At 58.4% G+C, this 11902-nt stretch carries 11 protein-coding genes; all 11 read left to right on the forward strand.

Going from position 1 to position 11902, the window contains the following annotated elements; genetic code table 11:
- The first annotated feature begins 287 nt into the window (after nucleotides 1-287).
- The 11 genes from acnA (at nucleotide 288) to Q0K62_RS07295 (ending at nucleotide 11872) form a co-directional block, all read left to right on the forward strand.
- The gene (gene acnA / locus Q0K62_RS07245; protein WP_297317306.1) at nucleotides 288-2945 is read left to right on the forward strand and encodes an aconitate hydratase AcnA; all 2658 of its coding nucleotides are present in this window, start codon (nucleotides 288-290) and stop codon (nucleotides 2943-2945) included.
- 138 nt (nucleotides 2946-3083) lie between these two features.
- Nucleotides 3084-4016, forward strand: a complete 933-nt coding sequence (locus tag Q0K62_RS07250) for an AEC family transporter (RefSeq protein ID WP_297317307.1) — start codon at nucleotides 3084-3086, stop codon at nucleotides 4014-4016.
- 47 nt (nucleotides 4017-4063) lie between these two features.
- Nucleotides 4064-5239 carry an NADP-dependent malic enzyme gene (locus tag Q0K62_RS07255; protein WP_297317308.1) on the forward strand — a complete coding sequence of 392 codons (1176 nt, stop codon included), beginning with the start codon at nucleotides 4064-4066 and terminating at the stop codon, nucleotides 5237-5239.
- On the forward strand, nucleotides 5236-5541 hold the full coding sequence (gene citD / locus Q0K62_RS07260; protein ID WP_297317309.1) for a citrate lyase acyl carrier protein: 306 nt from the start codon (nucleotides 5236-5238) through the stop codon (nucleotides 5539-5541). Before Q0K62_RS07255 ends, citD begins: the two co-directional genes overlap by 4 nt.
- On the forward strand, nucleotides 5529-6410 hold the full coding sequence (gene citE, locus Q0K62_RS07265; protein WP_297317310.1) for a citrate (pro-3S)-lyase subunit beta: 882 nt from the start codon (nucleotides 5529-5531) through the stop codon (nucleotides 6408-6410). Before citD ends, citE begins: the two co-directional genes overlap by 13 nt.
- On the forward strand, nucleotides 6407-7939 hold the full coding sequence (gene citF, locus Q0K62_RS07270) for a citrate lyase subunit alpha (protein ID WP_297317311.1): 1533 nt from the start codon (nucleotides 6407-6409) through the stop codon (nucleotides 7937-7939). Before citE ends, citF begins: the two co-directional genes overlap by 4 nt.
- A gap of 48 nt (nucleotides 7940-7987) precedes the next feature.
- Entirely contained in the window at nucleotides 7988-8728 is a 741-nt protein-coding gene (locus tag Q0K62_RS07275; RefSeq protein WP_297317312.1) for a GntR family transcriptional regulator, read from the forward strand.
- Complete coding sequence (locus Q0K62_RS07280; protein ID WP_297317313.1) at nucleotides 8725-9780, forward strand: [citrate (pro-3S)-lyase] ligase; 1056 nt, start codon at nucleotides 8725-8727, stop codon at nucleotides 9778-9780. Before Q0K62_RS07275 ends, Q0K62_RS07280 begins: the two co-directional genes overlap by 4 nt.
- Complete coding sequence (gene citX / locus Q0K62_RS07285; RefSeq protein WP_297317314.1) at nucleotides 9773-10315, forward strand: citrate lyase holo-[acyl-carrier protein] synthase; 543 nt, start codon at nucleotides 9773-9775, stop codon at nucleotides 10313-10315. The genes Q0K62_RS07280 and citX overlap by 8 nt, the downstream gene beginning before the upstream one ends.
- Nucleotides 10315-11010, forward strand: a complete 696-nt coding sequence (locus Q0K62_RS07290) for a GntR family transcriptional regulator (protein WP_297317315.1) — start codon at nucleotides 10315-10317, stop codon at nucleotides 11008-11010. The genes citX and Q0K62_RS07290 overlap by 1 nt, the downstream gene beginning before the upstream one ends.
- On the forward strand, nucleotides 11003-11872 hold the full coding sequence (locus Q0K62_RS07295) for a triphosphoribosyl-dephospho-CoA synthase (protein WP_297317316.1): 870 nt from the start codon (nucleotides 11003-11005) through the stop codon (nucleotides 11870-11872). The genes Q0K62_RS07290 and Q0K62_RS07295 overlap by 8 nt, the downstream gene beginning before the upstream one ends.
- The last annotated feature ends 30 nt before the right edge of the window (nucleotides 11873-11902 follow it).

Raw genomic sequence — 11902 nt, forward strand, 5'->3', positions numbered from 1 at the left:
CGGACCTTCGGCATCCATCTGGTCCCCGAGCCGGTCACACCCGGCATCAACCTGGCATAGGTTCGTCATCTCCTTTCCCATTATTGACCGGCCTCGGCCTTCCGAGGTCGGTTTTTGTTATTTCAAACCCTCGCATACGTCTGGTCGGCCCTTGAGACGGAAAAACAATCTAAAACCGGATGTGACCCATTACACATTTTCCACCTCAATACACTGAGGGATATCAGGAGAACAGTAGCTCATGGTCGAGTGTGCGATACGTGATTTCGCTCCCGAAAGGAATGACAATGAAGTGCATCAAAACGATGGACGACAAGCGGTATGTGGACCTTCCAACCGTTGCTCGGGAGGCTGACATCGATTTGGATACCCTGCCGTACACCATACGGATTCTCTTGGAAAACGCAGTGAGAGAGTCGGGTGGTGACCTGTCGACCGAAAACGTCCAGTCCATCCTGCACTGGGACGAACACGTCGGCCAGCCCATTGATTTTTATCCTGCCAGGGTGATTCTCCAGGATTACACGGGCGTCCCATGCGTGGTGGATCTGGCCTCCATGCGGGATGCGGCGGGCCGGATGGGAATCGACCCTGACAAGGTCAACCCCGAAATACCGGTCGATCTGGTGGTTGACCACTCGGTCCAGATTGATGAGGCCGGCAACCCAGGAGCAATGGCTTACAACGTCAAGCGTGAATATGAACGCAATTCCGAACGCTACCGCCTGCTGAAATGGGCCCAGAAATCCTTCCACGACTTCCGGGCGATTCCTCCGGATACAGGCATCATCCACCAGATCAACATTGAACATCTCTCTCCGGTGGTTCAGTTCGATCCCAAGAGCCGGTTGCTTTATCCGGATACGGTGTTCGGCACCGATTCCCACACCACGATGATCAATGGGCTTGCCGTCCTGGGCTGGGGGGTGGGTGGTCTTGAGGCCGAGGCCTGTATGCTGGGTGCACCCTCGATCTTCTCCATCCCCGAGGTGGTCGGGGTTCATCTGACCGGCAGCCTTCCCTCGGGTGTCATGGCCACGGACCTGGTTCTTACCATCACCAACCTGTTGCGGCGGCATGATGTCGTAGGCAAGTTCGTGGAGTACTTCGGCCCCGGTTACGAGCACCTTGGTGTTGCCGACCGTGCCACTCTGGGCAACATGGCGCCTGAGTACGGTTCGACCTGCGGGTATTCGCCTTTCGACCAGAAAAGCATCGACTATATGCGTCTGACCGGACGTGACAGCGAGGTCATTCAGCGGGCTGTCGATTATATGCAGACCAACAGGCTCTTCTACCAGCCTGACCAGTCCGGTCGGATCGCTTACAGCGAGGTCGTCGAATGTGATCTCTCCAAGGTCTCCACCAGTCTTGCCGGTCCCAAACGTCCTCAAGATCTGATCAAGCTGGGCGACATGAGCCAAGCCTTCGAGGCGGAGGTCACCGCCCCCTTGGGGAACCAGGGTTTTGGCATGAGCCCAGATGACTTGGATGCCAGCGTGGACATCGACCTTGATGGGCACAGGGAGATCATCCGCACAGGCGACATCATGATCGCCGCCCTGACCAGTTGTACCAACACATCCAACCCTTCGGTCCTGATCGGGGCCGGGATTCTGGCAAAGAGAGCAGTCGAGAGGGGGCTGAGCGTGTCGCCCAAGGTGAAGACCTCTTTCGCCCCCGGCTCTCAGGCGGTGACCAAATACCTGACGGCCACCGGACTCATGCCCTATCTGGAGCAACTCGGCTTCAACATCGTCGCTTATGGGTGCACCACCTGCATAGGCAATTCCGGACCCCTTCACCCAGCCATCGAGCAGGCCCTGAAAGAGACCGGCATCGCCACGGCGGCCGTTCTGAGTGGCAACAGGAATTTCGAGAGTCGTATTCACCCCCTGATCCGTGGGAACTATCTGGCCTCCCCGATCCTGGTGGTGGCCTACGCCCTGGCCGGTAACATGCGTAGGAATCTTCAGACCCAGCCCCTGGGCACAGGTAAGGATGGTCATCCCGTCTACCTGCGCGACATCTGGCCTACGACCGAAGAAATCGACGCTTATGCCAAGCGGTTCGTGACTTCGGATTCCTATCGCGAGGCCTACAAGAACATTTTCGACGGTCGGGAGGAGTGGGATCAGCTCCGGGTTGACGAATCCGAGACCTACTCCTGGGATCCAACGTCCACATACGTGGCGAATCCACCCTATTTCGACCAGCAGGTTAAGGGAATCTCCGGCCGCCCCGATCTGACCAACCTATCGGTCTTGGCGAAGCTGGGCGATTCGGTGACCACCGACCACATCTCACCAGCCGGTGTCATTCCCAGTGCCTCCCCGGCAGGCCAGTACCTGACGGAGCGGGGGGTGTCGGTGCGCGACTTCAACTCATATGGTTCCCGCCGTGGCAATCACCATGTGATGGTCCGGGGAACCCTGGCCAACACCCAGCTCCACAACCAACTGGCGGGTGGCAAGTCCGGCGGCTTCACCAGGTACCATCCCACCGCGGAGATCATGACCATCTTCGAGGCCTGTGAACGCTACCGGAAGGATGGTACCGGGCTGATCATCATCGCCGGCAAGGATTACGGGATGGGTTCCTCCCGTGATTGGGCGGCCAAGGGGGTCAAACTGCTGGGTGTTCGTGCGGTCCTGGCTGAATCCTTTGAACGAATCCACCGATCCAACCTGGCCATGATGGGTGTGGTGCCCCTCCAGTACCAGAACGGGCAGAATGCCGAGAGCCTGGGACTCGACGGAGGGGAGCGCTTCAGCCTCGTCCTGCCGGACGACCTGAAGCCACGTCAGGAGATTTCCGTGGACATCGTCTTCGCTGACGGACGTGAGACCTCCATCAGCACCATCCTTCGGCTGGATTCAGAGGCGGAAATCAGTTACTTGGGGGTGGGGGGCATCCTGAACAAGGTTCTTGAATCAAAGGGATGAGGGCTTGACCTCAGCTGATCGGTCGGTCCCTCTGCATCCCCCCCCCCCAATAAACGTACGCAAAAAGGTCCCTTCGTCTGACGGTGCAGTCATCAGCCGACAAGGGACAAGTCACACAGACAGATAGAGGAGTGCAATATGCTGGTAACCGTTATTTTCGCTCTGTTGCCTATCCTGGTGACCATTCTCTTGGGCATGTTTGCAGCCAAGCGAGGTCACTTCGATGACAAGAGCAGCAGCATGCTGATCAAGTTCGTCATGACCTATGCCCTGCCCATGCACGTCTTCGGAGGCATATGGAAGACCCCGCGCAAACTGATCATCGAGGACATTCCTCTGGCGCTGTGGATGCTGGGCAGCATGGTTGTCTGTTTCGCCCTCCTCTATATCGTCTATGCCTTCGTAATTAAGGCTGACCGTGACATATCCGTGCTGAGGGCTCTTTCGGTTGCCGACCCATCGATCCCTTTCATTGGCTCCGCTGTTCTGCCTCTGCTCTTCAACGCTGAATTGAGCGCCATCGACATCGGCATCGCAAGCCTGATCATCAATGTGGTCCTTCTTCCCTTCGTCTTCAGCGCGCTCGCAGACAAGGAGGATCCGGACGCCCCGAAGATTACCGTGGTCCAACGGTTGAAGAAGTCCCTGACCAAGCCCCTGGTCATCGCCGCCTTCCTTGGCTTCTTCCTGAGCCTGATCGGACTGCGGATGCCCGGGCAGCTGGAGAGCACCTTCTCTGTTTTGGGCAAGACGGCCGGTGGTGTGGCCATGTTCGCTACCGGAATCGTTCTGGTCACCAGGAAGATCGCCTTCAACAAGAATGTCTTCGTCACCGTCTTCCTGAAGAACCTGGCTTTCCCCGCGATTGTCTGGGGTATTATGGCGGCTTTCGGTTGTGGTCCGGAACTGACCCGCATCGTTGTGATCACCATGGCGATCCCTACTGCCACCATGCCGACAAATCTGGCTTTGGATTACAAGATCGCGGAGTCCGAGATGGCCTCCACCCAGTTCCTCAGCACCGTCCTGTCCTTCGTGACCCTGAGTGTCGCCATGCTTCTCTTGTCCTGATCCGCAGGATACGAACCAGAATATACACACAAGAAGGAATGTGACCCATGTCGGCTAATGACGAGATTTTACGGATGCACGCCAAACATGAAGGTGTGCTCAGCATTAAATCCGAATTTGAGGTCCATGACAAACAGGACCTTGGCGAGCTGTACACCCCAGGAGTGGCGGTGCTTTCCAGGATGCTTGAAAAGGATCCCGACCTGCGATACCGCTATACGATGAGCGGTAAACTGGTCGCCCTGATCACTGACGGATCCGCCGTACTGGGGCTGGGCGATATAGGCCCCAGTGCCGGACTTCCGGTAGTGGAGGGAAAGGCCCTCCTTTACAAGGACATGGCCGGTGTGGATGCCATACCCATGGCCATTCAGCAGGTTCCGGTCGATGACTTCGTGGATACCGTGGCCAATATCTCCCATAGTTTCGCGGGAATCCACTTGGAGGATATAGCAGCTCCCCGGTGTTTCGAAATCGAGGAGAAGCTCAGCAAACGCCTGGATATCCCGGTCTACCATGACGATCAGGAGGGGACCGCCATCGTCATTCTGGCGGCTCTGATCAATGCCGCCAAGGTTGTGGGCAAAAACGTGAGGAAACTGCGGGTTCTGATCAACGGTGCCGGTGCATCGGGTATCGCTACGGCCAGACTCCTGCGGGCCTATGGTATTGATGACCTGGTCCTGGTCGACGTCCACGGATATGTCACTGCTTCGGATGAAGTCTACAACGCCTACCAGCGTGCCCAGGCAGGTGAACATCGGGGCATCGAACCCCGTGCGCCCCTGGGCGAGGCCATTCGTGGGTGTGATGTTTTCGTGGGACTGTCCGTGGCCGATGTCCTTGATCCAGCGGAGATCTCTTCCATGGCGGAGTCCCCTATTGTTTTCGCCCTTGCCAACCCCAAGCCGGAGATAGATCCCCGTCTGGTGCCCGGCACCAAAACCGCCGTCTTCGCCACCGGGTCGAGCCAGTACCCAAATCAGGTCAATAATGTGCTGGCCTACCCGGGTCTTTTCAAGGGGCTCCTGGCATCCGGGCTTAAGCGCGTCACCCCCGGACTGGAGGTGTCCGTTGCATCCAGTCTGGCCAGGTTGGTGGCGCACCCTACGGCCGACAGGATCATCCCCGGTGTCTTCGACCCTGGGGTGGTAGAAGCGGTGTCCCAGGCCGTTTCAAACTATGTTGCAGAAGAAGGCAAGCATAAGGAGGATGCAGCGTGAACATCACTCACCCCGCTTCCGCGGGTAGTCTGGAATCCAGTGATATCATCGTCACACTCAAACCCGCTCGTCAGGGTATACGGATTGATCTGGAGAGCAGTGTCAAGGAACAATTCGGCGCGCAGATCGAGAAGCTGATCAGTCAGACCCTGGAAGAACTCGGTATCGATGCGGCCGAGGTGCAGGCGCAGGACCAGGGTGCCCTGGACTGCACAATCAAAGCACGTACCCTGGTGGCCGCCTATCGTGCGGCCGACCGTGAGGATTACGACTGGGAGGGGATCAACTCATGGATAGGCTGAGACGCACCATGATGTTCGTACCAGGATCCAATGCCGCCATGCTCAGGGACTGTACCCTGTACGGGGCCGACTCGATCATGTTCGACCTGGAGGATGCCGTCTCCCTCAAGGAGAAGGATTCAGCCCGGATGCTGGTCTATTCGGCTCTGAAGAGCTTTGACTATGGAGATGTGGAGAAGGTGGTCCGCATCAATGCCTTGGACGCAGGCGGCGATCAGGATGTCAGGGCCATGGTTCTGGCTGGTATTGACGTCATCCGTCTGCCCAAGACCGAAACCTCGCAGGATATCCGAGACGTGGACGCGGTCATCACCCATACCGAACGGGAACACGATATTCCGTTGGGGCGTACCAGGATGATGGCCGCCGTCGAGAGCGCTGCCGGCGTTCTGAACTCCCGGGAGATTGCCCATGCCTCTCCCCGGATGATGGCGATTGCACTCGGTGCGGAGGATTACGTGACCTCTCAGAAGACCTACCGTTCCCCGGACGGATCGGAACTCTTCTTTGCCAGGAACTTCATCCTCCATGCCGCCCGCGAGGCCGGCATCGCGGCCATCGATACCGTTTTTTCCGATATCGATGACGAGGAGGGCCTGATTCGTGAGACCAAGGCCATCAAACAGCTCGGTTTCGATGGGAAGTCGGTCATCAATCCCAGGCAGATTCCGGTCATCGATTCCATCTTTGCTCCCACAAGGAAACAGATCACCAAAGCCATGGGAATAGTGGCCGGGCTCAAAGAGGCCGAGGAACGAGGCTCGGGCGTGGTGGCCGTGAACGGGCAAATGGTCGACAAGCCGGTCGTGGAGCGCGCCAGGTATACCCTTGCCCTGGCCAAGGCTGCAGGAATGAAGGTGGAGTCATGACGGAAAACAGTATCGACAGGGACATTCCGGAGCCTTATGCATCGGTCTTCGGACTCTATAAAGGACAATTCGCCCGCATCCATGATTACCGCAGGGCGCAAACCAGGGTTCATCCCCGTCGGCCGGGCGAGTCGAAACTGGTGGATTCCATTCACGAGGCCATCGTCAAAACCGGCCTGGAGTCTGGTATGACCATCTCCTTCCATCACCACTTCCGTGAAGGCGACTATGTCATGAACCTGGTCATGGAGGAAATCGACAAGATGGGAATCAAGGACCTGACCATAGCCCCAAGTTCCATAGCCAATGTCCACGAACCCCTGATCAACCTGATCGAAAAGGGCGTGGTCACCGGCATCACGGCCTCGGGGCTGCGCGACAAGTTGGGTGCGGCCGTTTCGCACGGCATCATGGACAAGCCGGTCGTCATCCGATCGCATGGTGGCAGAGCAAGAGCCATGGCTTCCGGAGATATCCATATCGATGTCGCCTTCATCGGAGCGCCCTCCTGCGATGCTTACGGGAACATCAATGGGACGAGCGGTAAGGCGACATGCGGATCCTTGGGATATGCCCGGATGGATGCCCGATACGCCGACCAGGTGGTCGCCATCACCGATAGTCTGGTGCCCTACCCCAATACGCCCGTCTCGATTCCGCAGACCGATGTGGATTACGTGGTCCGTGTAGATGCCATCGGCAATCCCGAGGGTATCGCCAAGGGGGCAACCAGGCTGACCAAGAATCCCAAAGAACTGCTCATTGCGGAATACGCCGCCAAGGTCATCGCTGCAACTGATTACTTCAAGAACGGATTCTCCTTCCAGACCGGCACTGGCGGGGCAAGCCTGGCTGTCACTAGATTCCTTCGTCCCATGATGGAGGAGCATGGTCTGAAGGCGGGATTCGCCCTGGGAGGCATCACCAATACCATGGTCGAAATGATGGAGGCTGGCCAGGTCGATAAGATCCTGGATGTTCAGGATTTCGACCACCCTAGCGCCCTCTCGCTGGCCAGGAACGATAACCACTACGAAATCGATGCCGAGATGTACGCAAGCCCCCTCTCCAAAGGGAGCGTGGTCAACCAGCTTGATGTGGCCATACTCTCCGCCCTTGAAGTGGACACCGGTTTCAACGTCAATGTCCTGACGGGATCCGATGGGGTCATACGCGGGGCGTCGGGCGGGCACAGCGACACTGCGGCAGCCTGCAGGATGAGTATGATCGTGGCACCCCTGGTCAGGGGCAGGATTCCCACGGTCGTGGATCGGGTTACGACGGTCGTCACCCCCGGAGATTCCGTAGATGTGGTGGTCACCGAGTATGGCGTGGCTGTCAATCCCAGGCGCGAAGACCTGAACACCATGCTGGACGGACTGGATGTTCCCCGCCTGGACATCAACCAGCTCCGTGACAAGGCCTACGCCATCACGGGCACGCCCGATCCGATTCGCTTCAAGGACCGGACGGTCGCCCTGGTCGAGTACCGGGACGGCTCACTGATTGATGCCGTCCACGAAGTGTGAGGGACCAAGGTCCCTATTGGCCCGTCCAATGCGGGCCGGGTGAGGAAGATGATGGAAGTCATACCGGGATTCCAGATGGGTGATGACGGTCGCGTCCTAGGGCCGGTCGCCAGGGCGGTGGTGTCACGGATGGAGGTGGAGGGACATGGTACGGTGCGGGAAAACCTCTATGATGCCCTTCGTAGATCCATCATCCAGGGAGCCATTCCCGACGGCGAACCCATGAGTGATACCTGGCTGGCCCAGGAATTGAATGTTTCCCGGACACCCGTCCGGTATGCTTTCAACAGACTGGCAGACGAGGGGCTGATTGAGGTGCGTGGCCATTCCGGCATGGTGGTCAAAGGGGTGACCCTGGATGATGCCAAGGAGATTTACACCATTCGTGTTCGTCTGGAGTCCCTGGCCTCACGCCGGGCTATGGAGTGGATGAGCATGGCGCAATTCGACCAGCTCGGCCGACTTCTGCAGAGCATCGATCACCTATACGCCGAGGGGTGCATCTCTGAGGTGATTGGTGCCATGGGGGACTTCGATCGGTTCATCTACCAGGCCTGTGAAATGCCGAGACTCAGGGACATCATCATCCAGCTGGAGGATTATCTGCGTCACTTCCGAATCATGGGCCTGTCCAATCCGCAGCGTTGCGGGCAAGCCATACATGAACACAAGGCCATATACCAGGCCATGGTCAACCATGATTCCGGCCTGGTGGATGCCATGGTCGCTGAACACCTGGACCACTCGGAGACATATTTGCTGCGGATCATGTCGGAGGGGCGGCCATGAACGAGCTGAGGCGGATTTGGTTGGAATTCGATCAGGAGGGCAGAAAGGCCTGGTCAAGCCTGCTTCGTTCGGCGGGTTTGACTCCCCAACTCGGTCTGGACTACACGGTCGGGGTTTTCCGTGGAGGTGAGCTTCTGGCCACCGGTTCCCTGTCCGGCAGGATCATCAAGGAGGTCGCTGTCCGTTCGGACGAGCGTCAGGGTGGGCTTCTGGCCACCGTAGTCCAGGCCCTGTTCGACAGGCTGTCAGAGGAGGGCAGGGACGACCACGCCTTCGTCTACACCAAGCCGGACACGGCACCCTACTTCCGCTCGCTGGGATTCCATCACGTCGCATCCACCCCGGTGGTGCACCTGATGGAGTGCGGCCACCCGGATTTGAACGATTATCTGGCCAGTCTCGGTGCCAAGGCACATCCGGGTTCCCCCGTTGCCTCGGTTGTGGTCAAGGCCGACCCCCCGACTCTGGGTCACCTGCATCTGATCGACCGCGCGGCCAAGGACAACGCAGTCGTCTACCTCTTCGTTCTCTCCGCTCAGGACACGACCTTCAACGCCCAAGAAAGGTTGGGATTGGTCAGGGGGATGGTGGCCGACCGTACCGGAGTGGTCGTCTTGTCGACCAGTGACTATCTGGTCTCCGCCACGACCTTCCCCTCCTACTTTCTGAAAGATAGGGTCCCCTCGGCTGTTGCTGCGGCCCAGGCCTCGGTCGACGCTTGTATTTTCAAGGATTCCATCGCCCCTCGACTCTCCATTGCCCGCCGCTATGTGGGAACCGAGCCCCTCTCACCGGTTACGGCCATCTATAACCGGGAGCTCAAGCGAATCTTCCAGGGGCACCCGGAGCTGATCGTTCTGCCCCGTCTGGAGCTCAACGGGCGGGTGGTCAGTGCAGGAACCGTCCGTAAGGCCATCGATGCGGGCGACAAGAAGGCCGTCAGAAGTCTCTGTCCGGACTCGGTGGCTTCATACATCATCAGGACCCGCATGCAGGGCACCCGAGACCAGGCAGGTGAATCCCATCGTCCCACCAGGAGGAATCATGGATGAATCAGGAATCATGGACGGCCCGCCCGTCGACCTTCAACAGATGCTCCAGGCCAGGGATGCCCGCGTGGAGCGCCAGCGCAGCCTTCTGGAAGACAACCCCCATTCCAGCCTCCTCCATGTCGGTCTGCGCATCGCCGGCCCCGTCAAGACAGGGCGCGCCCTGGAGGAGGTGTTCGACCAGGCTGTCAATCGGCTCCATCAGCTGTTGGAGGCGGGGCTGCTTGATCAGGACGTCCTCCACCTTCCCACAGGACCTGAGGCCTTTCTGGTCAGTCTCATGCCGGCAAGGGAGCTCAAGGAGGACATGTTGGATTTTGAAGGATACCGGCCCTTCTGCACTCTGATGGATCTGGATGTGCTCACTCTCGAGAATGGTCGGCTTGTCAAGATATCCCGTGAAGACCTTGGCAGGGTGCCCAGGCCTTGTCTGATCTGTGAACGTCCTGCCAAGGAATGTGCCCGGTCACGGCGACACAGGCCTGAGGAAATCAGGTCGGTGGTCGAGACCTTGGCCGGCAGCGGATGGGAATACTGATGGATCAGGTTGCGCAGACCGTTCATCAGCACCTGGACCTCTCTCCGGGCAAATCCATTGGCAAAGCCGTTTATCAGGCCCTCCGACAGACCATACTCATGGGTGAGATACCTGACGGCGAGCGAATCAACGAGAAGAGCCTGGCCAAGGAACTGAACGTGAGCCGCACTCCTATAAGGAAAGCCATGGACCGATTGGATCGGGATAACCTGGTGGAACGCAAGAGCGGGGTGGGTATCATCGCCCGTGGGGTTTCCCGGAAGGATGCCCGGGAGATCTTCGACATCCGCAGGGAACTGGATACCCTGGCCACCATCAGGGCGATGCAGATCATGACCCGCGACCAGTTCTTCAGTCTCCGGGAGATCCTGGAGGAGACTGATCGTTGCAACGGACAGGGCCAGGTCGACCAGGTACTCACCATGTTCACCGCCTTCAACGATTTCATTTACGATGCCTGCGACATGCCCAGGCTGAAAGTGATCGTCACCAGGCTCAAGAACTATCTGGTTTACTTCCGAGACATCTCGGTCAGGGGGAATGACCGCCGCCAGCTGGCCATTGACGAACACTGGAACATCTACCGCGCCATGCTGACCGGTGATCAGAACCGGGTGGAGTCCATCATTCGTCAACATCTGTCCCATTCCCTGGATTTCATACTTTCGGTCATGGAGGCTCGGCACGTTGGTTGAAACCGCACAGCTCCTGGCCGGCGCCGCGACTCAGTCCCTGATGGACGAGGTGTTACTCAGCCCCAAGCCAGGCCTGGTCGACCCATACTCCTCCGGGGCGCACGATGACATGGACCTCGACACCTTCGCGGCCAGCATCGCGGCCCTTTCACCGTTCTTTCCGGAATACGTCCGACTCGGTGCCCAGCCCGGCGGGACAAATCTGGTATACCGACGTGTGAGAAAGACAGGTCTAGCGGCCGAAAGCGCCATGCTCCGGGCCACCGGGGGGGTGAACACCCACAAAGGCATCAACTTCACTCTTGGGTTTCTCCTTGCCGGTCTCGGACGTCTGATGAACCGATTCACACTGGAGGCTCTGGTCTGCCAGAATTTCTCCTCCCTCTTTCCGCTGGTGGCCTCCCTTTGCTCCGATGTGGGCGAAGACTTCAGGAATCTCCAAAAGGATGGGCCGCTCACTTATGGACAGCGGCTCTACCTGACTGATGGGGTCAAGGGGGTCCGAGGTGAGGTGATGGCCGGCTGCCCCACCTTGCGTACCTGTGTCCTTCCTTGCCTTTGTGCGCCCGCCGTTCATGATGATGTCTTTTATCTTCGCCTGATGCTGCGGTTGATGATGGTCCTGGAGGACAGCAATCTTCTGCACCGGGCAGGTACAGCTGGGTTGGCCTGGGTCCGTCATCGTGCACGGGAGCTGCAGAAAGTCGGGGACGGGGATCTCCCTCAGGCTCTGCGCACCATGGATGAGGATATGGTTCAACGCCACCTGTCCCCAGGGGGAACGGCCGATTTTCTAGCTCTTGGATACTTCTTTGAGCATTTGCGCGCGTCTGTCATCGGTCATGGTGCTTCCTTGGGTTGAGATTCGTGTTTTCGGGTTCTGTGGTTTGGG

Origin of the sequence: uncultured Bifidobacterium sp., assembly GCF_945269915.1 — a bacterium.
Lineage (GTDB): Bacteria > Actinomycetota > Actinomycetes > Actinomycetales > Bifidobacteriaceae > Bombiscardovia > Bombiscardovia indica.